Annotated in this window: 25 protein-coding genes and 1 pseudogene; 20 read left to right on the forward strand and 6 right to left on the reverse strand. The window is 65.8% G+C overall.

Annotated features, from left to right (window positions below):
* Window positions 1-3: 3 nt before the first annotated feature.
* The 3 genes and pseudogenes from ACFVY3_RS16275 to ACFVY3_RS16285 all read left to right on the forward strand — a co-directional run.
* Window positions 4-342, forward strand: a pseudogene (locus tag ACFVY3_RS16275) (integrase core domain-containing protein); the annotation flags it as partial.
* Between the two features lie 568 nt (window positions 343-910).
* Window positions 911-1,651 carry an AAA family ATPase gene (locus ACFVY3_RS16280; protein WP_400160560.1) on the forward strand — a complete coding sequence of 247 codons (741 nt, stop codon included), beginning with the start codon at window positions 911-913 and terminating at the stop codon, window positions 1,649-1,651.
* A gap of 8 nt (window positions 1,652-1,659) precedes the next feature.
* Window positions 1,660-4,029 carry a S8 family peptidase gene (locus tag ACFVY3_RS16285; RefSeq protein WP_400160514.1) on the forward strand — a complete coding sequence of 790 codons (2,370 nt, stop codon included), beginning with the start codon at window positions 1,660-1,662 and terminating at the stop codon, window positions 4,027-4,029.
* Between the two features lie 813 nt (window positions 4,030-4,842).
* On the opposite strand, the gene merA is transcribed toward ACFVY3_RS16285, so the two are convergent.
* Entirely contained in the window at window positions 4,843-6,285 is a 1,443-nt protein-coding gene (gene merA, locus ACFVY3_RS16290) for a mercury(II) reductase (RefSeq protein WP_400160515.1), read from the reverse strand.
* A 172-nt stretch (window positions 6,286-6,457) separates the two neighbouring features.
* Between merA and ACFVY3_RS16295 the strand changes: the two genes are divergently transcribed.
* From ACFVY3_RS16295 to ACFVY3_RS16375, 17 genes are all read left to right on the forward strand, one after another.
* Window positions 6,458-6,847, forward strand: a complete 390-nt coding sequence (locus ACFVY3_RS16295) for a heavy metal-responsive transcriptional regulator (RefSeq protein WP_400160516.1) — start codon at window positions 6,458-6,460, stop codon at window positions 6,845-6,847.
* 393 nt (window positions 6,848-7,240) lie between these two features.
* On the forward strand, window positions 7,241-7,495 hold the full coding sequence (locus ACFVY3_RS16300; protein ID WP_400160517.1) for an SHOCT domain-containing protein: 255 nt from the start codon (window positions 7,241-7,243) through the stop codon (window positions 7,493-7,495).
* A complete protein-coding gene (locus ACFVY3_RS16305; RefSeq protein WP_400160518.1) occupies window positions 7,492-8,058 on the forward strand; it encodes a sulfocyanin-like copper-binding protein in 567 nt (188 codons plus the stop codon). The genes ACFVY3_RS16300 and ACFVY3_RS16305 overlap by 4 nt, the downstream gene beginning before the upstream one ends.
* A gap of 68 nt (window positions 8,059-8,126) precedes the next feature.
* Complete coding sequence (locus tag ACFVY3_RS16310) at window positions 8,127-8,618, forward strand: hypothetical protein (protein WP_400160519.1); 492 nt, start codon at window positions 8,127-8,129, stop codon at window positions 8,616-8,618.
* 128 nt (window positions 8,619-8,746) lie between these two features.
* Window positions 8,747-9,373 carry a DUF305 domain-containing protein gene (locus ACFVY3_RS16315; RefSeq protein WP_400160520.1) on the forward strand — a complete coding sequence of 209 codons (627 nt, stop codon included), beginning with the start codon at window positions 8,747-8,749 and terminating at the stop codon, window positions 9,371-9,373.
* Window positions 9,374-9,507: 134 nt separating this feature from the next.
* Window positions 9,508-10,419, forward strand: a complete 912-nt coding sequence (locus tag ACFVY3_RS16320) for a F510_1955 family glycosylhydrolase (protein ID WP_400160521.1) — start codon at window positions 9,508-9,510, stop codon at window positions 10,417-10,419.
* Complete coding sequence (locus ACFVY3_RS16325; protein WP_400160522.1) at window positions 10,416-10,718, forward strand: hypothetical protein; 303 nt, start codon at window positions 10,416-10,418, stop codon at window positions 10,716-10,718. Before ACFVY3_RS16320 ends, ACFVY3_RS16325 begins: the two co-directional genes overlap by 4 nt.
* Before the next feature lie 85 nt (window positions 10,719-10,803).
* On the forward strand, window positions 10,804-12,066 hold the full coding sequence (locus ACFVY3_RS16330; protein WP_400160523.1) for a multicopper oxidase family protein: 1,263 nt from the start codon (window positions 10,804-10,806) through the stop codon (window positions 12,064-12,066).
* A gap of 24 nt (window positions 12,067-12,090) precedes the next feature.
* Complete coding sequence (locus tag ACFVY3_RS16335; RefSeq protein ID WP_400160524.1) at window positions 12,091-12,369, forward strand: multicopper oxidase domain-containing protein; 279 nt, start codon at window positions 12,091-12,093, stop codon at window positions 12,367-12,369.
* Window positions 12,370-12,436: 67 nt separating this feature from the next.
* Window positions 12,437-12,781 (forward strand): NADH-quinone oxidoreductase subunit A, encoded by a 345-nt coding sequence (locus ACFVY3_RS16340; RefSeq protein ID WP_011689666.1) that lies wholly within the window; start codon window positions 12,437-12,439, stop codon window positions 12,779-12,781.
* Between the two features lie 77 nt (window positions 12,782-12,858).
* On the forward strand, window positions 12,859-14,061 hold the full coding sequence (locus ACFVY3_RS16345; RefSeq protein ID WP_400160525.1) for a hypothetical protein: 1,203 nt from the start codon (window positions 12,859-12,861) through the stop codon (window positions 14,059-14,061).
* On the forward strand, window positions 14,058-14,987 hold the full coding sequence (locus tag ACFVY3_RS16350) for a complex I subunit 1 family protein (RefSeq protein ID WP_400160526.1): 930 nt from the start codon (window positions 14,058-14,060) through the stop codon (window positions 14,985-14,987). The genes ACFVY3_RS16345 and ACFVY3_RS16350 overlap by 4 nt, the downstream gene beginning before the upstream one ends.
* 4 nt (window positions 14,988-14,991) lie before the next feature.
* The gene (locus tag ACFVY3_RS16355) at window positions 14,992-15,609 is read left to right on the forward strand and encodes an NADH-quinone oxidoreductase subunit J (RefSeq protein ID WP_400160527.1); all 618 of its coding nucleotides are present in this window, start codon (window positions 14,992-14,994) and stop codon (window positions 15,607-15,609) included.
* Complete coding sequence (locus ACFVY3_RS16360; protein WP_400160528.1) at window positions 15,609-15,911, forward strand: NADH-quinone oxidoreductase subunit NuoK; 303 nt, start codon at window positions 15,609-15,611, stop codon at window positions 15,909-15,911. The genes ACFVY3_RS16355 and ACFVY3_RS16360 overlap by 1 nt, the downstream gene beginning before the upstream one ends.
* Window positions 15,908-17,743: a proton-conducting transporter membrane subunit gene (locus tag ACFVY3_RS16365; protein ID WP_400160529.1), complete on the forward strand. Its 1,836-nt coding sequence runs from the start codon at window positions 15,908-15,910 to the stop codon at window positions 17,741-17,743. The genes ACFVY3_RS16360 and ACFVY3_RS16365 overlap by 4 nt, the downstream gene beginning before the upstream one ends.
* 2 nt (window positions 17,744-17,745) lie before the next feature.
* Window positions 17,746-19,233 carry a NuoM family protein gene (locus tag ACFVY3_RS16370; protein WP_400160530.1) on the forward strand — a complete coding sequence of 496 codons (1,488 nt, stop codon included), beginning with the start codon at window positions 17,746-17,748 and terminating at the stop codon, window positions 19,231-19,233.
* A gap of 3 nt (window positions 19,234-19,236) precedes the next feature.
* Complete coding sequence (locus tag ACFVY3_RS16375) at window positions 19,237-20,685, forward strand: NADH-quinone oxidoreductase subunit N (RefSeq protein ID WP_400160531.1); 1,449 nt, start codon at window positions 19,237-19,239, stop codon at window positions 20,683-20,685.
* A 64-nt stretch (window positions 20,686-20,749) separates the two neighbouring features.
* On the opposite strand, the gene ACFVY3_RS16380 is transcribed toward ACFVY3_RS16375, so the two are convergent.
* Genes ACFVY3_RS16380 through ACFVY3_RS16400 form a run of 5 tightly spaced genes read right to left on the reverse strand, consistent with a single transcriptional unit; the run spans window position 20,750 to window position 26,578 of the window.
* Complete coding sequence (locus ACFVY3_RS16380) at window positions 20,750-21,178, reverse strand: DUF4913 domain-containing protein (RefSeq protein ID WP_400160532.1); 429 nt, start codon at window positions 21,176-21,178, stop codon at window positions 20,750-20,752.
* Between the two features lie 12 nt (window positions 21,179-21,190).
* Window positions 21,191-22,960 (reverse strand): TraM recognition domain-containing protein, encoded by a 1,770-nt coding sequence (locus ACFVY3_RS16385; RefSeq protein WP_400160533.1) that lies wholly within the window; start codon window positions 22,958-22,960, stop codon window positions 21,191-21,193.
* On the reverse strand, window positions 22,957-23,487 hold the full coding sequence (locus tag ACFVY3_RS16390) for a hypothetical protein (RefSeq protein WP_400160534.1): 531 nt from the start codon (window positions 23,485-23,487) through the stop codon (window positions 22,957-22,959). The genes ACFVY3_RS16385 and ACFVY3_RS16390 overlap by 4 nt, the downstream gene beginning before the upstream one ends.
* Window positions 23,484-25,070, reverse strand: coding sequence for a helicase HerA domain-containing protein (locus ACFVY3_RS16395; RefSeq protein ID WP_400160535.1), 1,587 nt, complete (start codon window positions 25,068-25,070; stop codon window positions 23,484-23,486). Before ACFVY3_RS16395 ends, ACFVY3_RS16390 begins: the two co-directional genes overlap by 4 nt.
* The gene (locus ACFVY3_RS16400) at window positions 25,070-26,578 is read right to left on the reverse strand and encodes an SCO6880 family protein (protein WP_400160536.1); all 1,509 of its coding nucleotides are present in this window, start codon (window positions 26,576-26,578) and stop codon (window positions 25,070-25,072) included. The genes ACFVY3_RS16395 and ACFVY3_RS16400 overlap by 1 nt, the downstream gene beginning before the upstream one ends.
* Window positions 26,579-26,628 lie beyond the last annotated feature (50 nt).

Genomic DNA, 26,628 nt, shown 5'->3' on the forward strand with positions numbered 1-26,628 from the left:
TACGCCCAATACACCTCGATCCGGTTCGGAGAGGCACTGCTGCTTGAAGGCTTGGCGGCTTCCGTCGGCAGCGTCGGCGACGCGTACGACAACGCCCTCGCGGAATCCACGATCGGTCTGTACAAGAACGAATGCGTCCGCAAAGGCAGTCCCTTCATGACAGGCCCGCTAAAGCAGTTGGCGGATGTGGAGAAGGCGACCATGAACTGGGTCCACTGGTACAACACCAAGCGGCTGCACAGCACCTTGTCCATGATCCCGCCCGACGAGTTCGAGCAGAACTACTATGCTCAAATAGACGCCTCATCAGACGACGAGGCCACCAGCAAGAAGACGGCCTAAAACCCGGTACGGTTCACACCCACAGCATAGCCATTCCGAGATTGTTGCCGGTCTTGAACTCCTCAATCCTCTGCTGCGTCCTCCCTGGATTCAAGGGCGACGTCTCACGAGTGGCGCTGTCACTAGAATCGTGTTTACCAGTGCATCGGTCCTTCACCGAAAGCCTTCCAGCGATATGGTGGTAACCATGAGACCCACCCCTTCGGATTCTTACCACTCACCGAATTCCATGCAGGCCGCCCTCGTCAGCCTGGCGCGTGCAGGCGTGAAGGGGAGCCCCAGCACCGTTCGCAAGGTGGCTAACCAGCTGATACGACGCGTACCGGATGGCGTTATCGATGTGGAAACTTTCCGCTCTGCTCTTCACGAGGCGGTTAGCGCCTATCCGGGAAGTGAGTTGATTATGTCGGGAGACTCGCTGCCGATGGAATCCGGCGGTGCTGGACCACTGGTGGACGTAGATGTCAGTCCTGACGGAACTGGACTTGTACTCCCAAGGAGTGTCCAAGCCGACTTAGACGAGATCGTACTTGAGCGTAACAGCGAGAGCCTCCTGGCTCTCCGTGGCATGGCGCCCTCACGCTCGGCTCTGTTCTCGGGGCCGCCAGGTGTTGGGAAGACTCTTGCGAGTCGGTGGATCGCGCAGCAGGTTGGATTGCCCCTGGTTTCCTTGGACCTAGCCGCGGTGCTATCCAGCTATCTAGGTACCTCGGGTCGTAACATTCGCGATGTACTGGACTTTGCTAAGTCGAGGGCATGCGTGCTGCTCCTGGATGAGTTTGACGCCCTGGCGAAGGCTCGTGACGACGACAGCGATGTGGGAGAACTCAAACGAGTAGTGAACGTTCTCCTTGTGGAACTTGATCGCTGGAATGGCCGTAGCTTTCTCATCGCGGCCACTAACCACGCCCAACTACTAGACCCGGCGATTGGCAGACGTTTCGATAGGATCGTCACCTTCCCATTGCCAGGGATAGAAGAACGACTTGCATTGCTCAAGGCCGGCGCAAGTGCACCCCTGGACGCCAAGATCCTCCGGGTGGTCGCCGAAATCACCGACGGGAGCTCGCCGTCCGACCTAGCGCGCCTTATGGAGATGGTTGGCAGGAGGAGCGTTTTGCGCGAGGTGCCGTTTGAGCGGGTTCTACTCACGGAGCTCCTGACGGTCGCCGGCCCTTCAGGGAATAACCGCGACACGCTTTGGCAAAAGCTGCACAGAGAATTTGGTTTATCTCTTCGAGCGATTGCAGACTTGTCGGGGGTCAGTCATCCGACCGTTTCCCAAGCCATTCGACGTATAGAAAAATAGGGGGACGCATGGCTGATATCAGGGAAACAGGGCGCCCGTTCTTGTACCAAGGTGAAGCTTTGCGGACTCCTGCGGAGAAACCTCCGACAGGTGGAGGCGACAAATACGAGCCCCAGACGGCTGCTGAGGCGCGCGAGGTACTTTTGCCGCAGCTCAGGTCCGTCCGAGCGGAGGTCGCCTCGCTGGATGAAGAGTTGCGCGTTCCAGGACATACATTCATTGAGGCCAAGCTTCTCCCAAATTATCTCGCAGCATCTTCTTTCCCTGGTCAGCTCATCAATAAACTAGGTGCGATGCCGGTCGGATCCCGAGCCGAGCAAGGTCTATACGTGACATCAACGGCGTCTCGAGAAGCCGTGACGCGGAGGCTGGTCTTATCGGTTCCCGATGACTCCATGGCTGAGCTGGAGCAACTCCTAGACTCGCGAGGTACTGACCGCAGTGAACGGGCGGCTTTCGAGGAGATCAAGAAGCTGGATGAGTTTTCTCTTCCCTCCCAAGCTGTTACAAGGGCTCTTGGCGACGTTGAAAACCCGGGTGACGAGATCATCCTCTGGGAGTCAGTCCTAAACCCAATAGGTCTGCAAGGTGGCGCCCTGACGCCGGCTGACGATCACATTATCGAACGCTGGGCCGCGGCCGTTGAGCGGGAAGGCGGCAGTGTCGAGAGAGACTTCGTACGGCAAGTTGGTGGTCTCACATTCGTCCCAGTACGTGCGGCAAAACGTTCCCTCGAATACCTCGCCGGCTTCAACGCTCTTCGAATTGTGCGCCCCATGCCCGCCATGCCGCCCCGGCCTGTTTTTGGCACGAGATCCTCCACAACTTGGCATGGACCCGGTTCCTCATCGACCAGGTCCAGTGACTTCAAAGTAGCCGTTTTTGACGGGGGCCTGGATGAGGCCGCTAACTACAACAGTCACATGGTCGCCGATGCCATCGACCTCACCGGCGAACCTCCTCAGCCAGGATCCCTTGTCCATGGAACGGCAGTTACGGGGGCGGCTCTATACGGGCTGGTGGTGGCAGGCCAGCAAGCAAGCGCTCCGCCTCTTCCCCTTGATAGCTTTCGAGTCCTGCCCGCGCCTGGGATTCCGGGTGACATGCACGGTTATTGGGTGCTTGATCGAATCAAGGAAGTGGTTTCCCAAGGTGAGCACAAGATCATCAATCTTAGCCTCGGCCCAACATTGCCCGTCAGGGATGATCTAGAGCCTAACCGCTGGACAAGTGAGCTTGACATGCTGGCATGGGAACGCGATGTCATGTTCATTGTCGCTGCTGGTAACGACGGCCATCTTGACCCCAACTCCGGTAGGCACCGAGTCCAAGTACCCGCCGACATGGTGAACGGTTTTAGCGTCGGTGCTTGCGACGTGCCGTCCCCCGAACGGCCGTGGCAGCGATCGTCGTACTCGTCCGTTGGCCCGGGCCGTTGGGGTGGCAGAGTTCGGCCACTTGGAGTTCAGTTCGGGGGGTCCGAGCTTAGAAAATTCCCAGTCTTGGCTGCTGACGGTACATTTCTTGAAGCCACGGGAACCAGCTTTGCTGCGCCACTCGTCACACACGCAATGTCTGAGCTGGCCATCAACTTTCCAACTGTAAACACCAATGTCTTACGTGCTTTTGGAGTTCACTTCGCTGAGCGGCCGTCCAAGGGCCACAAGCAGCTTCAACCGGAAGTTGGATACGGGCGTATTCCAAGTGACTTTCTCGACAAACTGACATGTTCGGCCGACGAGACTCACGTTCTCTACAAGGACTCCACGGAACGCGGCGAACTGCACGCTTACAAGTTGCCTATCCCCCGCGGACTGTCCGGAAAGTTGGACGTTCGAATCACTCTCGCCTACCTGTCCCCCGTTGAGCCGACAGAAGCCACCGAGTACACACGTGCTTCCATCGATCTGGCGCTCAGGCCGCACGCTTTTATGCATCGGTTCACCTCCCCGACCGATAACAGGCAGTTTCAGATTCTCGATCGCAGAACCCCCGAGGCGCTCACGCTGCTGGGACAAGGGTGGCGGGAAAGCCAGGAGCCCGTAACGAAGTCCCTCGGCGCCTCGAGTGGTCGAAACGAGGCAAGCCTGCGTGAAGGAGGCAAGTGGGAGACTCTTCGTCATTACCGATTGAGTTTCTCTCCCGCTGACGTAGAGGACCCGCGCATTGAGCTGACTTATCTGACGAGGGGACTTGGCCGGCTAGACAGTTCGCCGAGCAAACTACCGTTTGCGCTACTTATCTCCGTGTCAGATAACTCGGGCGCGGGAACGCTTTATGACAACGCTGTAGCCCAATTCCGGGCCCTCCAACCGGCAGGACGAACCCGCACGAGGCTAGGAGTGCGCTCCCAGTCGGAGCCGCTGTGGGAAGAGTGAGTGCGGCGTGGGGCAGTCACGGAGGCATAGGAACGTTCAGCTGTTGGTTCCAGCCACAAACGCAGAGTCACAGGTGGCGGGAGAGCTCAACTGCCGGCGACATCATACGAAAGTTGTCGCGAAGCGTCTCGACTGGGGCACTGAGAACCGTTTAGCCGCGTACGCGGAGGCGCCTCCGCGCCTTCGCATGCTGGATTTCGAACTGTAGAGGATTTAAATAAGGTCCATTATCGGCGCGTCTGGACGCCCCGGGAGAAGCTTCGAAAATGGCTGCCCCTATCCTTCGACCCTGTCGGAGTCGGTCCCATTCAAGGGCTGCGACCAGAGTGTTAACGGTCCGTTGAGCTTGGGCTCTCGCACCTGAAATGCGGGCCTTCATAGCTTCCAACAACTCCACATAGTTCGCAGGCAGTTCGATTTCTGGAGACATAAGGCCTCAAGCCTACGTACCGGCAATCGTGCCACAGGCTGTGGCACGAGGGCTTATCGGGCTTGGCGCCGCTGCAGAGAAGGGGTATCGGGTAAAAATTCTGGCTATCCTCCTGGCTCGTCCACGAAATCGTCGAGACCGCTGACGAGAAATTCCCCGCAACACCATCGCCGGATGCGGCCGGGCTGGCCGGCAGCGTACTGACGAGTTCGCCAAGACGTCCCCGGCCCGCCTGCGCCGCGTTGACCGGTTGGCCTTCAACGGCACGATCATCGAAACCGGTAATGACTTCTACCGCCTCGCCCACAGCCTGACGAGGAACGCGCACTAAAAGGTAGCCGCGCCGGGCCGCCCCGCGAACACATAGGTTGTCGTTGGCCACATTATGCCGCGCAGCAGGACAGCTTGGAGACGTCAGTAGTGAAGGACTGGGCCGCGATCTTGATACCTTCGGCCATGGTCAGATACGGGCTCCAGAGATTCGCGACCTGATCAACGGTCATCCCGGCTTCTAGAATGTAGACCCCAGCCGCGGCGATGTCCCCGGCTTCCTTACCCAAAGCAGTGATCCCGACGATCCGGCCGGTGTCCGCGTCGGCAACGATCTTGATGAACCCGCGGGTGTCACGGTTCACCAGGGCTCTGGGGACAAATTTGAGCGGCAGAACCCGGCACACGCACCGGATCCCGGCCTGATTCGCTTCCTTGTCCGTCATCCCGACGGCCGCCAAGGCAGGGCTCGTGAACGTGACCCGGGGCAGATGCCGGTAGTCGACCTCGCGCCCCGCACCCTCGAAGGCGTTATCCACCACCAGGGCCCCGTGCGCGGCGGCTACATAGACGAACTCCCGGTGACCCGTCACGTCACCAGCGGACCAGATCCTCGGATTAGCACTGCGAAGGCTCCCGTCGACCAGGACTTCACCGCGGTTCCCGGTTTCAACACCGACCATGCACAGGTTCAAATCCTCCGTGACCGGGCGCCGGCCTGTCGCCACGAGCAAGCGGGCAGCCTTGAACTCCTCCTGTCCTCCTGAGACGGAAGCGTCCACGACCACATCCCCTGACGCCTGATCGGTCCGGACCGAGGACACTGTCGCTCGGCGGACGACCCGGATGCCCTCGTCGGCGAAGACACCGGCGAGGGCGTTCCCGGCTTCAGGCTCTTCAGCCGAGGCGAGCCTGGAGCGGACCAGCATGGTCACCTTCGTTCCGAGCCGGGCGAAAAGCTGCGCCTGCTCCAGTGCCACATAACCGCCGCCCAACACCAGCATCGACGAGGGAACTTCCTGCAGCTCCATCGCACTCGTGGACGTCAGATAATCCACCTCGGCCATTCCCGGCACTTCGGGGATCCAGGGAGTGGAGCCCGTGGCCACGAGGTAATGTTCGGCGCTCACTGTTCCGGTGGTCCCGCCCGGGACGGTGATGTTCAAAACCGGTGCGGCCGCGGTCCCGGCGAACGCCGCCGTCCCATGCTGCAGCTTCCATCCGTAGTCCGCGGCGAGGTCCACATACTTCTCTGACCGCATGGCTTCGACCAGGGACCGTTTCCCGCTGACCAGTTCTGGCATATTCACCGGTCCGGCTGAGGTGCTGATACCGGGGAAACGCCCGGAAGCGTCCAGGGCGACATGGCGGGCCTCCGCGGCGGCCAGCAGGGCCTTTGAAGGAATGCAGCCCGTGTTCACGCACGTGCCGCCCACCGTGCTTCGCTCAACCATCAACACCCGCTTACCGCGATTCGTTGCCCGGATGGCCGCAGCAAAAGCACCACCACCGGAACCGATAATGGCGAGGTCATAATCGAAGGCTGGTACCGACACAAGGACTCCTAAAGATGGGAGGGAGAGCAACCGCCCGAACAACTACTGGCTCAGCTGCTGCCATTTGCCGGCCCACGATGGAAGACCTGCTCCGCATCTCATTCTCAACCTTTCCCTATACTGGAATGTCAAGGAATCGCCGTCCTGGTGACCTGCTATGAAAAGGTTTAAGATGCGTATCGGTGAGGCCGCGGCAGCGGCAGGAATGACAACCAAGACGTTGCGCTTCTACGAGGACAGCGGGCTTCTCCCCGCAGCGAAAAGATCCCCTAACGGATACCGGGACTACACCGAAGACTCCGTGGCCCGGCTCGAGTTCATCCGACGGGGACGGGCTGCAGGCCTCGCCCTGACACAGATACGAGAAATCCTCGGCCTCCGTGACGCCGGAGAAGCCCCCTGCGACCACGTCCAGGACCTGCTTTCGAACCAGCTGGTCGCGTTGGACCACCAGATCGGCGAACTGATGGCGTTACGGTCCATCGTTTTCGGCCTTCACGCCAACGCCACGGCCGGGATCGAGGCAAGCTGTGATCCCGGACGCATCTGCAGCTACCTCTAAATGCATTCCTCGCCCGGACACCAGCTCGCAGCTTCCGGGGCCGAGGATCCAGTCCCCGCTGCACCAAATCCTCGCCCCCCGGTACGTCCATGCAGCCACCGGTGGCCCGTAGTTATGTTGATGCCGACAATCCTGCAGGCTGCCGCGTTCGAGTGCCCTTCTTTCATGGGCTGAACCTACAAGGGCTCTTTCTCAACCAGTTCGCAGAGAGTTCTTTTTCCTCGATCGGCGCATCGAGCTGCGCATGAATCAGCACCGCTTCCCGTTGGTGTCGGGACGTTGGTGAGGAATCGCCCACCTTTAACCGGTGGCATTCGTGACGAAAAAGGGGGTCAAGCGGCTCTGGCGTTCTGGTACTCCAGTCCTCAATCTTCTTAGAAGGAGGGCCGAATCATGATGGATGGCTGGTATGGAAGCGGCTGGGGCATCGGCGGCTGGATCGTCATGGCCGTGCTGATGCTGATTTTCTGGGGCGGTGTGGTCACGGTGGTGGTGTTGCTTCTACGCCGGCCCCACCCCGGGCAGGGGTTCGCCGAGCGGCCCGCCCAGGACGAGGCCGAGCGGATCCTTAACGAGCGCTTCGCCCGCGGGGAGATTGATGAGCAGGAACTCACCGCGCGGCGGGCGGTCCTGAGGCGGCGGGAGTGAGCGGATTGTCCCGGCGGGGCCAGAACCTCGTGGCGGCGGCCGTCGTCGTCCTCTTGACCGTGCTGTCCCTCCTGGCCGTCGGGCTTCTGGGGGATCCCGCCGCTCCCGGCGGCGGGCGGCCCGTGGCTGGGTGCACCGTTCCCGGCCTGGCCGGAACCCAGGTGAACGTCACCCTGACCAACATGGGCGGCCCGGTCATGCGCCCGCGGAACGGCATGATGGGCGGGGCGATGCGTCTGACGGCCGACCGCGGCGCGGTCCCGCATGGCAAGGTCTCGTTCCTGGTGACCAACGCCGGGAGCATCAGCCACGAGATGGTGATCCTGCCCTTGCCCGACAACCAGGTTCCGGGCACCCGTCCGGTCGGGCCGGACGGCACCATCGACGAAAGCGGCAGCCTCGGGGAGGCCTCCGGGACCTGCACGGAAGGCTCCGGCGAGGGGATCCTGCCGGGGACCTCGGGCTGGGTGACTCTCATGCTGCCGCCGGGCCGGTACGAGCTGGCCTGCAACCTCCCCGGTCATTATGCGGCCGGCATGTACACCCAGCTCACCGTGACCTGAGGCTCCTCCGGCACGACGCGCCTCCGGAGGAAAAGGTAGCCTTGTAACAGCAGTTTCCACCAGGAGGGATGATCGCCGTGACCGGACAGGCCGCCAGCATGATGGCTGCCCTGCGCCTCGCGCGCCTGGTTCTGCTGTCTCTGGCCCTGATGGCCGGCATCCTCGGAATGCACATCATGTCTCTCGCACCGATGGACAGCCAGGGAGCGCCATCGGCCGCCGGCGAGCACGGCGCAGTGCACATCCTGGCGTCCGCGGAAGACCCCGGACACGTGGGCCACCCTGGGTCCAGCGCGGTCTCCGGCCATGACCACACCGGATCCCGGCAGCCTGGCCCTCAGCTCGACGAAACCTGCAGCGGAGACCACGGGTGCGCCGGTATGCACTCCATGGACCCGAGCTGCACCCCTGCCGCGAAGTCGGCATCACTCGAAGCGCCGCTCCCCGGCACCGGAATCAGCGTGGTTAATCCCCCGGCCGGTGAGCCGCTTCAGACGGCGGCCCTGTCCCGCCGCCCGGTAGGTCCCTCCCCCGGGGATCTCTGCATCAGCCGGACGTAAAGAAGAGGCCGCGCCGTGATACCTCCGGCGCACGCTCCGCTGTCTTTCCGCCTGTGGATGGGCAGCGCGCCATTGACGACTGCCTCTTTCCCGGGCCTCTCTGCGCCCGGGACATTCCGAAGGATCCCATGAAAACCCAGAAGTACCTTGCCCTGTCTGCCACCGCCGTCGCCGCGGCCATTGCCCTCGGCGGCTGCGCATCCGCCTCCAACGGGACCTCCGCCCCGGTGAATTCCATGAACGGCATGGACCACGGGAGCATGTCCGGCAGCGCACCCACCAGCAGCTCGCCGGCTGCCGCGGACCACAACGCCGCGGACACCATGTTCACCCAGGGCATGATCCCGCACCACCAACAGGCTGTGGAGATGAGCGACCTGATGCTGGGCAAGAACGACGTCCCCGCCCCGGTGAAGGACCTCGCCACCAAGATCAAGGCAGCCCAGGGCCCGGAGATCGCCACCATGACCGGCTGGCTCAAGACATGGAACGAATCCGCGACCATGGCCCCCGGCCACACCATGGAGGGCATGATGGGCGACGACGACCTCACCCGGCTGAAGGCCGCCCAGGGCACGGAGGCCGCGAAGCTGTTCCTGACCCAGATGATCGCCCACCACCAGGGCGCCGTCACGATGGCCAAGAGCGAGATTGCTGATGGTACGAACGCCGCCGCGGTGGCGCTGGCCAAGAGCATCGTCACGGCCCAGGAAGCCGAGATCAAGGACATGCAGACCCTGCTGCCGACCCTCTAGGCGGCCCATCCCGGCCGGGCGTGCCGCCGGTCCCGCACCGGTATCGGTGGCACGCCCGAGCGGGCACCACGTCCGCGCCCACTAGGTGCGTCTTCCCGCAATTCCTCATCACATCCCGCTTTCAGGAGCCTCGAATGTCCGTGCTTCGCAAACCCCGGAAACGCCCGACAGCAATGGTCTCGGCGGCCGCCGCCATAACCTTCCTGCTACCAGCCTGCAGCCCCGCTCCGCCATCCACGCCCATCTCGGTCTCCCCGCTGAACAATGCACTTCCCGACGCCCACGTCCATGGGCTCAGCGCTGATCCCGCCTCCGGGCAACTGCTCCTGGCCACCCATGAGGGCCTGTTCGACGTCACCAGCAGCGCGGCCGTGAAGATCGGGCCAACAAATGATCTGATGGGCTACGCCACGGCCGGTGAACGGGGAGTTCTCTTTGCCTCCGGCCATCCCGGTCCCGGCACCGCGGCACCCGATCCCCTCGGCCTCATCAAGAGCACCGACGGCGGGAAGACGTGGCAACCCCTCTCACGTCAGGGTGAGTCAGACTTCCACGCACTCACCGTGACGGGATCCGGGCTCGTAGCCTTCGACGGCACCCTGCGGACCAGCACGGACGGCACCTCGTGGAAAGCCGTCGGGGTGGACTTCCACCCCGCAGCACTGGCAGGGCATCCCGGCAGTGGGATTGTCCTCGCCACCGCCCAGGACGGGCTGCGGCGCTCAACCGACGCCGGCGCCACCTGGACGAAGGTCCCGGGCTCCCCCGTCATACAGTTCGCCACCTTCGCCAGCGTCCAGACCGCCGTAGGGGCCGCCCCCGACGGGGCCGTCTACCGCTCGGACGACGGCGGTGCGACCTGGAAGGCCGCAGGCAAGCCGACAGGCCCTGTCCAGGCGGTCGCCGCAAACCAGAGCAGCGACGGAAAGCTCCGCATCTGGGTGGCCACAGCGCAAGGGTTGGAAGTCTCCGCAGACGGCGGGCAGACTTTTTCCGCCTACGATCCCGCCGGTGCGGGCCCAGGCTCGACGGCGGTGACCCGGTGACGGGCATCCCGGAAACCGGACGGCAGGCGGCCCACGTCCTGCTCGATGCGGTATCGCTGTGGGACGAAAGGCCGGACCCGGAGCTCATCAACCGGGCCCTGGCCAGGCTGGGTGAGATCGGAGCCGTCCAGGCCCGGGGGCCCGCGGCCGCCGATCTGGAAGGCATCGGCATCGACGTGACCCACCTCGTGGGAGGCGCCACCGTGGCGATCAGGTGGTTGGTGACTCAGTTGGCCGAAGCCCGCGGCGTCGAGGAATCGTCCATCATCTCCGACCTTCGGCTCCACCTCGATACCTGACCCTAGGGCAGCTGCCTCCCGGCACACCGCCGCATTCCCCGGCAACCCCGACTCCTCTGAAAGATCCGCAATTATGCCAACCCCAATGAATCCCCGACTCAACCGGCGCAGCTTCCTCGGCCTCTCCGTGTCCGCGGCGGCTACCGCGGCTCTGGCAGCCTGCACCAGCACGCCTCCCTCCGCGGACGCCCCGCGGAGGATCATGCCCGGCGATGCGGCCATTGCCGAGCTGGAGGCCGGCCGGGCCTTCACCGGCACCACCGTCAGCCAGAACCTCACCGCTGCACCGATATCGGCCTCGGTCGCCGGCAAGACCGTGTCCACTTGGGGGTACAACAACGGTCTGGTCGCGCCCACCATCCGGGCGAAGGCCGGCGACAGGCTCCGCGTGGCCCTCAAGAACAACCTTCCGGACCCCACCAGCATCCACTGGCACGGTCTGGCGCTGCGGAACGACCAGGACGGCGTACCCCACGTCACCCAGGATGCCGTCGCCTCGAACGCCGACTATTCCTACGATTTCCGGATCGCCCACCCGGGCACCTACTGGTACCACTCGCACGTGGAAATGCAGCGCGAACGCGGGCTCTACGGCGCCCTCATCGTCGACGACCCGGCCGAGAAACTGGTCTACGACCGGGATTGGGTCATTGTCCTTGACGACTGGCTGGACGGCGTCACGGGCACCCCCGACGAGGTCCTCAAGGAGGTCTCCGGCGGTATGGGCATGGGCGGCGGCGCCATGCCTGGAATGGATCACGGTTCGATGGGCGGATCCATGGGTTCAACGCCGTCTCCGTCGCCCGGGTCCGGAACGCACATGTTGATGGGTTCACGCAGTGACTTCCTGGGCGGCGACGCCGGTGACGTCCGTTACCCGTACCACCTGTTCAACGGCAAGGCTCCCGATCAGGCAGAGGAATTCCCGGCCAAGGCCGGCGAGATTATCCGGCTGAGGATCATCAACGCGGCCGGGGACACCGCCTACCGGGTCGGCACCCCCGGCCGGAAGCTCACCCTCACCCACACGGACGGCTTCCCTGTAGTGCACAAGGACGTCGACGCCGTGGTCCTCGGCATGGGCGAACGCATTGATGCCCTGGTCACGGTGGGCGACGGCTACACCCCGGTCCTGGCCCTGCCCGAGGGAAAAACCGGCCAGTCGGTCGGTTTCATCCGTACGGGAACGGGCAAGCGGCCCCTGCCGACGACGCTCCCCATCGCACTCGACGGCGATGTGGTGGACGGCGGCCAGTTGACGGCAGACCCGTCGGTTGCCCTGCCGTCAAAGACCCCGGACAGGACCCACGTCCTCAAGCTCACGGGCGGGATGATGAAGTACGACTAGGGCATCAACGGCCGGCGGTTCGACATGAACGACCCCCTCCGCGACGCCTTCGATATCAAGCGCGGCGAGCGGGTTGAAGTGCAGTTCGTCAACGAGACCACCATGTGGCACCCCATGCACCTCCACGGCCACACCTTCCAGGTGGGGCGCGACGGTGCCCGCAAGGACACGGTCATCGTCAGGGCGGGTCAGACCGTTACGGTGGTTTTTGATGCGGACAACCCCGGCCAGTGGCTGACGCACTGCCACAACGCCTACCACGCCGAGCGCGGCATGATGGGTGTGATCTCCTACGTGGCCTGAGAACGGCAGCGGAACCCGGCGCGCTGGTCAGCGGCCGGAAGCGGGTGAAGGGAAAGGCTGATTGTCGATGTACTGGGGAATCCTGAGCATGCTGGGGCTGGTCCTGGCGGGAGTCGGAGGCTTGTATGCCTTCGCCAAACTCACTGCCGTCGCGCGTAATCCGCTGATCAGCCGACCGTTCCTCAGCGGCTGGATCCCCGACCAGCACGCGCTGTCCCGCTATCACGCCCGCTACTACCCCGTGACCCTGGTGTTTCTGGCCTTCGACGTCGAAATGCTCTTCATGTACCCGTGGGCGGCAGTGGTGGGCCGGCTTGGAGCGGGGGCCGTGATCGAGATGTTTGTCTTCCTCGGAGTGCTGATGGCCGGTGTGGTCTGGGCCTGGCGGGAAGGGGCGTTCAAGTGGGTCTAAAGAATATTTTGGGCAGGCTGGCGACCACGCGCTGTCACGTTCTGATCGTCGAGGCACCCGGTCATGCTTCAGTCCGGATGGCAGTGGAGCAGGACATGGTGGAGCGGGGCTGGGTGCCCGCGCTGTCCCCAGCGGACGCGGACATCCTCTGTGTCTGCGGGGAACCCGCAGCCGACCTCGCCCAGGTCCTGGACCGGATCTGGGATGAGCTTCCCTCGCCCCGGGCCAGAACAACTGTCGTGGCGGCCGCGGACATTGACGGGGCACTGACCGCGTGCGCCCGGGAACTCGCCGACCCCGAGCGGCAGGCCTCCCAGGCCGGGGCGCGGAACAATGACGCCGGCTCACCGGACTGCCGGGACCACGGCCAGATGCACGACGGCGACATGGACCACAGCCAGATGGACAACGGCGACATGGACGACGGCGACATGGACCACAGCCAGATGGACAACGGCCAGATGGACGACGGCGACATGGACGACGGCGACATGGACAACGGCGACATGGACGACGGCGACATGGACGACGGCGACATGGACAACGGCGACATGGACAACGGCCAGATGGACGACGGCGACATGGACCATGGCGGTATGGATCACGGCGGCATGGACATGCCGATGCCGGACGGGATCGGCCTCGCCGGTCAGGGCGCGGACCGGGACGGCCTGGACCTGGACGAGCTGCAGGTACCTCTGGGTCCCGTGCTCCCCTTCTGGCCCGCCGGACTGGTGCTGCGCTGCACGCTGCAGGGCGACGTCGTAATGTCCGCGCAGGCCGAATGGCTGTCGACCGGCCCCGGGGCCGAGGCAACCGTGGCCGACTCCCGGGCGGTAGTGGTTCACCAGACCGACCTGGCCTCCCGGCTCCTGCGGCTCGCGGGGAGCACCGACGCAGCCGGACGGATGGAGCGGATCCGGAACCAGGCGCTGGCGAGCGGCTCCTCGGCCGCCAGCCACGGACCTCTCACTGCCGAACTGTCGCGACTGAAGCGTTCCTTCCTGCTGCGCCGGTCCCTGCGGGACGTGGGCCGGGTCGGGACGGACGCGCCCCGTCCGGAGGCGGGCACCGACGCCTGGGAGCGCCTGCTCGGCATGGTCGAAGCGGCAGTCTCCGCTGCCGCGGGGGTTTATCAGCCGCCGCCCCGGCTCAGCCGGCACGTGGACGCCGCGCTGCTGGCGGACCTGGCGGCCGGGCAGGAACTCGGGCGGGTCCGGCTCATCGTTGCAAGTCTTGATCTGTCCCCGGTCGCGGCGTTGACGGCGGCAGCCCGGTGAGCGGCGTCGTGCAGGTGGCCCCGGTCTGGGCCGCGGCTGCGGTGCTCCTGACGGTACTGGCGGGTGTTGCCGGGGCGGTCTTCGACGCCGGGGTACAGGCGCGCTCGGATGGCCGCCGGGGCGGGCTGCTGGCGCCTGTCGCGGAAACGGCGCGGCTCCTTCGCCAACCACGCCGGTCCTTGCTCTCGGCCGACGTCCTGTTGTGGCGGATCGGGACGACGGGTCTGCCGGTCATCGCCGTGCTGATGGCCGCGGTCCTGCCGTTCGGGTCCTGGGTCATCGCGGACCTACCGGTCGGGCTGGTCTGGTTCAACGCCATGGACGTCATGGTGTGGGCTGCGGTCTGGCTGGCAGGGTGGGGGCCCAACTCCGCCCACGCGATGATCGGCGGCTACCGGTTCCTCGGGTTGGCCCTCGGGTACGAGCTGCCGCTGATGTTCGCCCTGACCGCTCCGGCGGTCGCGGCAGGAAGCCTGCGCATGGCGGACATCGTCGCGGGCCAGGAAACGCTCTGGTACGTGGCTTGGATGCCCGTCGCGTTCGTGGTTTTCTGCGCCGCGGTGCTGGCGTTTTCGCTGCACCGGCCGTTCGACGCACCGGCAGGGGCGGACCTTGGCGGAGGGGTCCTGGCTGAGGCCGCCGGCGTGGACCGTCTTCTGCTGCTCGCCGGCCGGCACATGCTGCTGGCTGTCGGTTCGGGCTTCGCCGTCGCCCTGTTCCTGGGCGGCGGCGCGGGACCGTTCCTCCCCGGCTGGGCCTGGTTCCTGACGAAAACGCTGGTGCTGCTGGGCGTGCTCCTGGTCGTCCGTCGGCGCCTGGGTCCGCTCAGGCCCGACCAGCTGATGGCCCCGGCCTGGCTCGTGGCGCTGCCGGCCGTGCTCCTCCAGCTTGCCGTGGTCGCCGTCGTCGCTGTTGCGAGAGGTTGAAAACATGCTGACCACCGTTATTTTTGCCGCACTTGCCCTGATCGCCGTAGCCGCCGGCATAGCCGTGTTCCGCACGGATTCCATGGCGCGGGCCACCTACGCCCTGGCTGTGTCCTTCGTCGCCGTCGGCGCCATGATGCTGCAGTTCGGTTTGGACTACATCGGCGTGGTGACGATCCTGATGATGGTGATGGAGATGGCCATCATGGCCATCTTCATGGTCATGTTCATGGGGATGAACCCGGCCCTGATGCCCATGGACATGGTTCACAACAAACGGGGTTCCCTCCTGATCGCGGGCGGCGTCTTCGTAGTGCTCGCCGCGGGGGCGCTCCTGGTTCCCTGGCCGGCCCGCCGCGGCGCACCTGCCGTGGACCTCACCGCCTCGCTGGGCGAGGCGATCATGGGCAACAAGATGCTCGTGATGCTGACGGTGAGTCCGGTGCTGTTCGCCACCCTCGTCTCCGCCGTGGTCCTTGCCAATCCCCGCGGCCGCTACCGGGGCTATCCCCCTCCCCTGGCTGCCCCCGGGGATGCCGCCGGCGGCACGGATCGCGGCGGGACCGGATCCGACGGCGGTGCCGCCCCGCACGATCATGGACACCATGGAGGTGGGCACTGATGAGTCTGCCCCTTGTCCTGGTGGCTGCCGCCGCGCTCTTCAGCGTGGGACTTTACGGCGCACTGTCCCAGCAGGTGGTCGTCATGGTCATGATGGGACTGGAACTGATGATCAACGGCGTCATCCTGGCCGCCGCCGGTTTCTGGTGGTTCCTCGCCCCCGCACCGGACGGCCAGGTTCTCCTGCTGGTCGTTATCGCGGCGATGACGGTCGAAATGGCATTGGGATTTGCCGTGGCGACACTGTTGCACCGGTCCCAGCAGACGGACATGACGGACATGGCCACGGAGCTCTCCGAATGAGCGTCCTCTTGATCCTCGCGATCCTCCTTCCGGCCGCCGCCGGTGCCGGGCTCTGCGTCGCCGGCCACCGGGCCGACCGCATCGCCCCGGGCACCGCCATCGGGGTCTCCCTCCTGGTGCTCGCCGCGACCGCCGCGCTGGCCGCCGCCCGGCCTTCCTGGAGCGCGCCGTTCATGGCCGGAACCAGCTTCGGGCTCACCGTCGACGGCCTGACGGCCCTCATCCTTCCGGTCGTGGCCGCGGTAACGCTGCTGGTGCTGGTCTTCGCCGCCGCCGAGGGAACGTCCGGCGCCGCCCGCTTCCACGGACTCATGCTCCTCTTCTCCGCCGCGGTCCTGGTGACGTTGACGGCGACCACGTTAGCGGCGCTCCTTTTCGCCTGGGAACTGATGGGGGCAGCCTCTTTCGCCCTGATCGGCTTCAACTGGCGCGAAAGCCACCGCGTCGGCTCCGGCCTGACCGCCTTCGTCACCACCCGAAGCGCCGACCTGGGGTTGTATCTTGCTGCGGGAGTGGCCTTCGCCGGAGGCGGGACGCTGGACCTGGGCTCCCTCGCGGACCTGCCCCCGGGATGGCGGGACGCTGCTACGGCCGGAATCCTGGCCGCCGCCCTCGGCAAGGCCGCCCAGCTGCCGTTCAGCTTCTGGCTGTCCCGCGCTATGCAAGGTCCCAGCACGGTGAGCGCACTGCTGCATTCGGCGGCAATGGTCGCCATGGGCGGCTACCTGCTGCTGCGGACCCAGCCTCTGCTCGCCGCCACGGCCTGGGGCCCGACGACGGCGGCCTGGGCCGGCGCCGCCACGGCCGTCCTGTTGGGGGTCGTCGCGCTCGCGCAAAAGGATCTGAAGCAGTTGCTCGCCGCGTCCACGGCCGCGCAGCTAGGGTTCGTCGTGATGGGGGCCGGGGTCGGCGACGTGGCAGGCGGCGCCGCGCACCTGATGGCCCACGCGGCGACGAAGGCCGCGTTGTTCCTCTCCGCCGGGGCCTGGCTGGCCGCCCTGGGCACCAAGCAGCTTCCGGCGCTCCGGGGTGCCGCGCGCCGCTGGCCGGTCCTGGGGGCCGCCTTTACCGTCGGGGCGCTGAACCTGGCCGGGATGCCGCCCCTGTCCCTCTGGGCCACCAAGGACAATGTGCTCGCCGCCGCCCTTGAGGTATCCCCGGCCCTGTATGCCGCAGGCCTCGCCGGTGCCGCATTGTCCGCGGCTTACGCCGGCAAGGCCCTGGCCTTGGTGTGGCGGCCGCTGCCAGCCGACGCAGCCGCCGCCTACGACACGGAAGAGAAGGGCACGCGCCGGGTGGAGCCCGGGCAGATTCTTCCGGTCGCTGCCCTGGCCGCCGCGGCCGCCGTCGGTGGCCTGCTGGTCTCGGGCCCGGTCGGCAGAGCCGTCAGCGCCGCCGTGGGTGGCGGCGCGGAGCCGGGCGTTGCCGAATTGATCACGTCCGCGGCCCTGGCCGTCGCGGTCCTGGCCTACAGCCTGTGGCGTCCCGCCTCCGTCCGGGCCGGGCACGCGGCGGACTGGTTCGGACTGGAGCGGGCCGCGGCCGCCGTCGTGGTCCGCCCGGTTGAGCGGGCCGCGCACGCCCTGGCGCTGTTCGATGACCGGGTCCTGGACCGCGGCGTTATGGCGATGGCCCGGACGATCGTCAAGGCCGCCGGTCCCGCGTCCCGGGCCGATGCCGCGGTAGACCGTGGCGTCGAGTCCGTGGCCCGCGGCTTCCGCAGCGCGGGCCGGCAGGCCAAGCGGCCGCAGACCGGTTTGATCCACCAGTATTACGCCCAGGCGGTGCTGCTCCTCGTGGGTGCCGCGGTTCTCCTGATTTTCGTGAGGTAAGTGTGCTTAGCCTGATTATTGTGTTGCCACTGGCTGCAGCGGCGGTGCTGGCCGGACTGCCCCGGCTGAAGGACTCCGCGGCACGGACGGTGTTCGCCGCGACGGCGGGCGTGGAGGCCGTGCTGGCCGTCGGCCTCTGGGCCGGTTACCGCGACCCCGGGCCGGGCGGCCTGGCCTACGAGGAACGACTGCAGTGGATACCCAATGTCGGCAGCAGCTACCACCTGGGCGTGGACGGCTTGTCGCTGCCGCTGCTGGTGCTGTCCACGGTCATCTTTCTGGCCTGTGCCGTCTATGACTGGAAGTCCCGGGACCGGGTCAGGGCCCGGTCGGCGCTCTTCCTGTTCCTGGAGACAACCTGCCTCGGCCTGTTCGCGGCGCAGGACCTGATCCTGTTCTTTCTTTTCTTTGACCTATCGATCGTGGCGATGTACTTCGTCATCGCCGGATGGGGCCACGGAGACCGCGCCCGCTCCGCCATGAAATTCTTCCTCTACACCTTCCTTGGCTCCCTCGCCCTGCTGGTTGGCTTCATCGGCCTGTACCTGGGCGCCGATCCCCACACCTTCGACATTCCCGAACTCGCCGCGGCGAACGCTTTCCGCGGCAACCCCGCCGGCGGCTTCGTGCTCGCCGCGATTCTCCTGGGCCTGGCGGTCAAGACACCCACCGTGCCGTTCCATACCTGGCTGCCTCCGGCCCATACCGATGCCCCGGCCACGGGTTCCGCGGTGCTGGCCGGAATTCTGCTGAAGATGGGCACCTACGGGTTCGTCCGAATAGCCATGCCGCTGCTGCCGGAGGCCTGGCGGGCCTGGTCCCCGGCCATCCTCACCGTCGGGATCCTCTCGGTCCTGTACGGCGCCCTGGTCGCGCTGGCCCAGAGCGATCTGAAGCGGATGATCGCGTATACCTCGGTGAACCACATGGGCTACATCCTGATCGCCCTCGGAGCGGCCGGAGCCGCCACGGGCGCGGGGTCAACGGTCCGCGCCACAGCCGTCACCGGCGCCGTCACCCAAATGGTCAGCCACGGCCTCATCACCGGGGCGCTGTTCCTGCTGGCCGGGGTCCTGCAGGACCGGGCCAAGACCTACGACATGGGTGCCTTCGGCGGGCTGGCGGCGCCGGCACCGAAGTTTGCCGGCTTCTTCGCCGTCGCGGCGTTCGCCTCCCTCGGCCTCCCGGCCTTCAGCGGCTTCATCGCCGAGTTCCAGATCTTCGCCGGAAGCATCGGGGCCGTCCCGCTCACCGCCATTGCACTGCCGGGGATCGTGATCACCGCCGCGCTGTTCCTCAGAGCCCTCCAGAGGATCTTTACCGGCCCGGTCAAGGGCAGGGCCGAGGGGTTCACGGACCTCCGCCCGGCGGAGATGCTCTCCGCAGGGTCCCTGCTGGTCCTCTCAGCCGTCGTCGGAGTGTTCCCCGCGCCCCTGCTGGCTGTCATCACCCCGGCGGCCGACGCCATAGTTACCCTGGTTCGGCGGTAACCGGTGACTCTTCTACTCCTGACCGAAGCCGCACATTCGGGCCCGGACCCGCTGGCCCTGCTGCCCGAAATCTTCCTGCTGGCCGGCGCCATCACCGCCCTGCTCACCGGTTCCTTCCTGGCCCGCCAGCGGCAGTGGATCACCCGGCTCATCGCCATTGTGGCGCTGCTTGGCGCGGCTGCCGCTGCCGTGGCCGCCCTCGGCGCGCCGGTGTCCAGCGTGTACGACGGCAGCTACACCGTCGACGCCGCCACCGGGGCGGCCCGGCTGATAGTGGCAGTCTCCGCGCTGCTGGTTATCCTGCTCGGCCGGGACGAACTCAAGGGAACCGACAGGGAAAGCGAACACCACGCCCTTGTCCTGCTCGCCTCGCTGGGCGCCGTCGTACTGGCCGGCACCAGCGACCTGCTGGTCCTCGCCGTCGCATTTCTCTTAGCCAGCGTCCCCCTGTATGCCCTGATCGGAATGAACCGAACCCGGAGCGGGGCGGAAGCGGCCCTCAAGACCTACCTCATGGGCGCGCTGTTCGGCATTGCGCTGCTCCTCGGAGTGACCATCACCTACGGGCTCGCCGGAACCACCGACTACGCGGGCCTCGCGTCCGGCCTGGCCACCGCGCCCGGCGCCGCGATCGCCGTCGGCCTCCTCGGCATCATCGCCGGGCTGATGTTCAAGGCCGGCGCCGTGCCGGGCCACTTCTGGGTCCCCGACGCCGCCCAAGGTGCGGGGACCGCCAGCGCAGCATTCGCCACCACGGTGCCAAAAGTCGGCGGATTCATCGCCGCCTACCGCCTGTTGGACGCGGTCCACGGGACGGTGAACTGGCCCCTGCTGATCGCCGTACTGGCCGCCCTGACCATGACGCTGGGAAATCTTGCCGCCTACACCCAGGACGATCCGCGACGGCTGCTCGGCTGGTCAACCGTGAGCCAGGCAGGCTACCTGCTCATGCCCGTCGCCGTCGCCGGAAGCGTGCCCCTGGCCCTGCCGGCGCTGCTGGTCTACCTCGCCGGCTATGCCGTGTCCAACCTGGCCGCCTTCGCAGTCACAGCCGCCTACCCCGACCGGCGCACCCTCGCCGGGTTCCAGGGCCTGGGCAGCGCCCGGCCCTGGCACGCCGGGGCCCTGGTCGTCTCCCTCCTCAGCCTCGTGGGAACCCCGCCCACCGCCGTGTTCCTCGGAAAACTGACGGTCTTCACGGCGGCCTGGGACGGAGGGTTCTGGTGGCTGACAGTCATCGCCGCCGTGAACACCATCGTCAGCCTGTTCTACTACCTGCGCTGGATAGCCCCCGCCTTCCGGGCAGCCGGCCCAGACACGCCGGGCGCCGGCGACTTCTCGCCCCGGCCATGGGCGGCCCGAACCGCCGTCGGCGCGGCATCCCTGATCCTGGTCATCGGCATCACCGCCGGCCTCGCCTGGGCCACACTCGCAGGGGCGCCTCACAGCTGAAATGTCTTTTTGTGATCATCAAAAATTGCCAAGGCGGGACGAGCCGGACAGCTTGTCCGTTCCACTATCGAAATTCGCGGACGTCCGGAAACCAGCCGGATGGGGCCTTTTTGGGTTCAAGATGATCGGGGTCGCGGTGCTTCTGCATGTCACATTTGTAGAACGGGCCCCGGGGGTCCAGGAGCACGCTCATGTGGTGGTCGGCATGGTCTCTGTACCAGACACTTATCCCTGTCGCTCCGTCCAGCCGCAGATGTTCCCAGGCGCGCCACAGGGCTTCTATCCGGCTGACAGCTTCCGGGTGGAAGTACCACTCGATGCACCATTTAGCGGCGCGGCCGTCGACGTCGCGGACGTAGGTGGGCAGCAGCTGCTCGTGAAGAAATTCCTCGGCCGAGCCGTAGACCAGCTCGGGTGTCTTCTGATCTTCTGCCGGAACAGCTGCGGGTGTTTCGGCGTCGATTGAGCCGAAGAGGCCGATTTCGGTAGTCATTTCAGCCTCTCCTTAGCCCGTGACCCAGGGGTTGGAGACCGCAGCGGCAGCGGCCGGAACAGCTTCTTCTTCGGGGCGCGGGCTGTAATGCTTGATGGATGCCTCGACGGCCTCCTTGTGGGCTCCTGTGTACCAGGGCATGGTGCGGACGAGGGTGGCGGGAGCGCCGGAGGCGAGGACGACGGCGCGGCCGCGGTCCAGTTCGGCGAGGTTGGAGACGTCGAAGATCCGTTCCTTCCCCTCTTGGCGTGAACGGCTGGACCCGGTTTTGCCGGAGCTGATGGAGACGTTGGTGTAGCTGTAGTCCCCGATGAGGTCCGAGAGGGCGCGGAGGAATCCTTCTTCGGCCACTCCCCCGCCGTAGACCTTGACGTTTGCTGCGGACCAAATCTTTCTCATGTTCGCCTCGCCCCAGAGTTCGACGCCCTGGGACCAGGACTGCAGGATGCCCATGACGATCAGGCCCTTTGAGCCGTAGTGGCTGAACTGGTCCGGCAGGCCGGCCCAGCGTACGACGTTGGCGAGCTCGTCCAGGGCGAAGAGCGCCGGCTTGGGGAGGCGTCCACCGCTCCGTTCCGCCCGTTCTTCCATGGCTTCCGCGATGGCCACGGTCAGGGCCGTGGTGAGCGGGGCCGCAGAGCCTGCCCCTTCCTTGGAGAGGATGTAGATCGTTTCCTGCGACGCGGCGAAGGCGTGAGGGTTGAACTGCCGGCGGGCGTCCATGGCAACCGTGGCACCTCCGGTGGGGGCTACCCAGCGGAGGGTGTTGCGGCTCTTGAGGCACTGGATCATCTTCTCGGCGGTGCCGAAAATGCCGTCGCGCTGCTTGTCCGCGAGCTTGAGCGTGGATTCCAGGCCCCGGTACTGCAGCTCGTAGTCGTGCTCTTTCAGGATCTCGATTGGTTCCTGGCTAACCTGCTCGGTCACCCAGAAATAGACCTGCGTGATTGGCAGGTCGCCAAGGGCAGCGGCGAGGAAGTAGGAGGAGAGAATGTCTTCGGCTTTGGGATCGAAGTAAGCGTCCGGCTTGGAACCCGGAACGCGGGAGCCGACTGAGAAATGCTGGGTGAGCTTGTAGGCCTTCTCTTCGTCGGTGACGTAGGAGAGCGGGTTCCACCACCAGTCGGGCTCTTCCTGAGCGATTTTTTGAGGGTCGAAGACCCAGACAGGGGCGGTGGTTGCGCGGACGCCGCGGGTGCCGTCAACGACGTCGCGTTTGTTCGAGGTAGCCACGACGGCGCCCGGGGCGTCCAGGATCGCCGGCATAACGCGGGAGGTGGACTTACCGGTACGGGGTCCCCAAATGTCGAGGCTGAGGTCTTCCCAGGACTGGATGAATGTTTGCCCGGTGGAGACGACTTTGCCGACAACGATGCCCGGTTTCCCGGCGACGCCCAGCCGGTCTGCGGTGGCTTGGGCGCCCTTTTCGGAAAACGCGGTGAGGTTCTTACCGCGGCCGAGGTACCGGGCGGCTTTGTCGACCCGGGCACGCTTGGAAGCACCCTTCCGCCACGCCCAGAACACGACGATAGCCAGCGCCAGGATCAGACCCACGATGACGGCCACAACGACAGTTGCCTGGGCCGGCCAGATGACTTTGCCCTTCACGAGGCCGGCGATCAGGTCGATGGGGTGGCCCGGAGGGGTCGGCAGGCCGGCCATCCATGAGCCGATGTGCACGGCGGCGTACGTGCCGCCGCCGACGATGACGATGAAGCCGATGGCCAGCCAGACCAGGATGGCGTCCCCCAGGCCCATGCCTTTGCGGTTCGGTGCGCTCACTTTTTGCCACCTCTCGCTTTACCGCCATTCTGGAGGAGATCCCTGTTCCCGACCGTGGCCTTCCTGTTCGCTGCTTCAAGTTTCAGCTTCACGATTTCCAGTCGGAGGGCCTTGATCTCAGCCTTGTCTTTGGTTTCGGCTTTCCAGATCGGTTCGAGCAGGGCAAGCGACAGGAATATGAAGATCCAGCCGATCAATGTGCTCCACAGCGGAACCGCATCCCATGGTGTTATCCATGACGGAGGAAAATTGAAGGCTATGGCAGAGGCAAACACGCTGAGGATCGTAAGGCCATTTCTGGTCCACGTGATTTTGTGGTTTGGAGTTCTCTTGACGCGGTGGATGTAGATCCCTAGGACGCCCGATGCCACCGCCAAAATCAACCAAAGCCAGAGCCAGGACACCAGACCCTGAGAATGAGATGGGTCAGCAATCATGTTCACCAAGACGCTAAAAGCCACTGCAGCGCAGAAGAACACGGCCTCAACGCAGCGGTACCACAATTCGGTGAAAGTCGGTCTTCTCATGAACTGGCTCCTGTCGTCGGCAGCTCAGTGGTCGCAGGATCAAGCAACGGAGCCGCGGGTTCGTGCCAACGGGTGTTGGTGTCGTTCAGGCCCTCGGCCCGTTCGATGGAGGTCAAGCCGATCTGGACCGGGATTCCCGGGCGGCCGCCAACCTTGATGAGGAACTTTCCGCGGCCCGGGGGTTCGACGTCGGCGCCGCGTGAGTCCCAGGCGGGCGGGTCCTGCCAGGAGATGAGCTTCTGCTGTTCCTGCCGCGAGAGCGGGATTGCCTGAGTCAGCAGCGGCATCTCGGAGGCGGGGAGACCGCCGCAGATGACCATGCCGGAGCGTTCAACGAACCCGCGGGCCTTCATCCGGTCTTCTTCTGCCGGCAGTGCGAGCAGGTCGGACATGGTGTGGGAGATCATGATCTGCCCGACACCCACGGAACGGTTCAACCGGGTCAGGGCATCGACCCGGTCGACTATGCCCTTGCCCGAGCGCAGCGCCCGCCACAGCTCGTCCAGGACGACGAAGTAGTTCCGCCGAGGTTCGAGGCCGGCGTCGGCGAGGGCGTTGGCGACGTTGACCGTGCCGAAGCCGTAGGACCAGCAGGCCAGCAGCACGGCGGCCTGCAGGTCTGTTTCGGTCTCGTCAATGGTGGAGACGTCGAAGACGACGGCGCGGTCCCGGCTCATGGGGTTGGTGGTCTGGCGGGAGAAGATTTCGCCGAGCTTCCCGCCGCCGGTCAGACCCAGCAGGGTTGCCTCCAGCGCGCGGGTTTCTCTGAGGTAGACATTGATGTCGCCGCGGTCCAGTGCGACCTGGCGCAGCTCGTCAGGGGCGGAGACAATCACGTCGAGAAGGTCTTTGAGGACCGGGACCCCGTCGAACCGTTCATCGAGCACCCGCAGGGCACGGTCCAGAATGGTTTGTTCCTGGTCGGTGGGCGGGTTGTTCCGGCTGATGGTGATCAGGGAGACGACCATGTTCAGGCGGCGGCCGTGGGCGTCGGCGCGGACGCGGGTGGCGGCCTCGTGGTGGCCGGCTTCTTCGAGTCGCTGGGCGACTTCGACGGCCTGGCCGGGGTCAAGGATGTTCAGGTACCCGACGCCGCGGCCGAGCTTGATGACCTGCCCGCCCAGTGCTTGGACGGCTTTGACGTGCTCACCCTTCAGGTCGCCCAGGACGAGGGCGTTGACGCCCTGTGCGGAGAGGCCCAGGAACATGCGGCGGACCAGTGTGGACTTGCCCAGGCCCGGCTTGCCGAGGATGAATGCGGACGGGTTGGAAATCAGCCGGGCCCGCTGGAACCAGCTGATCGGGTCGCAGCAGACCGTGGCCTGGGTTTCCTCGTGCCGGCCCAGCGGCACACCGATCATGGGCGAGGACGCGCCCGAGGAGAACGGCCACAGACCGCAGACCTGGACCGTGGTGCCACGGTATTCCGTGACGGACGGAACGAGGGCGGCCATCCCGCCGCCGCGGCCCGTCCAACCCCGCGCGCCCGGGCCGGCGTCCCGCGCCGGGCGCTTCTCCGGACGCTCGACAGGATCCTTTACTGTCTTTGACTTCTTTGCAGTCAAAAGGCGCATGCGGGCCATTAGAGGGCGTCCTTAATCTCGGAGGGCACCATGCTGTGCTTGGGCAGGACCAGCCCGAGGGGCAGGGACGCGGCGAAGGCGGTGTCCTGGGAGCCGTAGGCCCGGCGGAGCAGCACCCGGGCGGTGCCGGAGGTCTGTTCAATGGCGGCCACGGCGTCCGCGAGGCGTTCCTTGTCGGTCACGGTGGCGGTGACGACCATGCCGAAGTTCACCAGGCCGGCGCCCTGGGCTTCTTCCTGGGCGGTCTGCACCGCGGAGCGGGCATCGACCAGGGCGCGGGCAGAGGGCCGGTTCCCGGAGGTGATGCGGACGTTGGCGTTGTTCTGGTCCCGTTCAACGACGGCCGCGGCGCGGGCCGAGTCCATCGGACGGTAGAGCAGGGAGATGCGTTTGCGGTCGATGTCCCCGTGCGGGGCCAGCAGGCGGGAGAGGACCGAGGAGTTCACGGACCCGCGCGGAGCCCCGGTCATGGTCCACGAGGCGGAGAATGCGCTGTCGTGGCGGTAGTCATCCCAGGAGGCCTGGGTCGCGGTTGGGCCGACCTCGCCCCAGTTCAGGGAGACCGGGGAGCCGGCGGCGTGGGCTTCATCAATGATAAGGGCAGCCGGCGGGTCGTAGGCGATTCGGACGACTTCGCAGAGTTCCTGGGCGGACATGGGACGGGCGATGCCGGCGCCGGTGGATTGCAGCCGGGCCGAGAGGCCCGGGATGCGGGAGGCGAGGTCACGGGCGACGTCCTCCGGGGTGCGCTTCTTCGACCCGGCCCGGAGGGAGGCGTTGAAGGTCAGGGACACCCAGGCCCGGACGGTGGCGGAGCCTTCGGGGTAGGTGTCCACGACTTCGCGGAGGATGGCCTGGGCGAAGGCCGGGGCGTTGGGGTCGATGTTCATCTCGACTTCGTTGCGGAGCCTGTAGCCCGAGTCCGGTGCGGTTTCCACGGTGACGGCGGCGGCGTCGAGTCCGGCTTCGTCGGCGAGGCCGGCGAGCCAGCCGCCCCAGTTGGCTACCCACGCGTCGACCTGTTCCGGGTCGACCAGGGACGCGCCATCGGGTTCGGTGGAGAAGATCACCGTGAAGTGGTTCGTGGCCGGGACGTGCAGGAGAGCGAACGGGCGCTTGTAGGAGTCAGCGAATTCGTACAGCGTGGACTTCGCTGCAAGTCCGGGTAGCTGGTACATGCCCCACTGGGTCACACCCAGCGGGCCGGAACGGTAGAGGTTCGTGCCCGAGGACTTCGAGATCCGGAAGCTCATCCGGGTAGCGAACCGGTCGACAACGGACTGGCCATGCTTGTCCTTGACCGTCAGCAGCAGGGCGCTGATACCGGCGACGGCCAGCACAGCCAGGCCCGGAAGCAGGCCCCAGATAGCGAAGCTCGTGATGCCCAGCAACAGACCGACCATGACGATGCCGGTGCCGATGGCGCCGAGGTTGCCCAGCCCGGCCGAACGCGGCACGCGCCAGTTTCCGTAGGACGGTTCTTTGTATTCGGTGCTAATTGCTGCCACTGGGGCCCTCCCCGGTTGAGTCCTGTGCGGTCTGTTGTGCGGCCTGGGAA

It is taken from the genome of Arthrobacter sp. BPSS-3, assembly GCF_044628475.1.
Classification (GTDB): domain Bacteria; phylum Actinomycetota; class Actinomycetes; order Actinomycetales; family Micrococcaceae; genus Arthrobacter.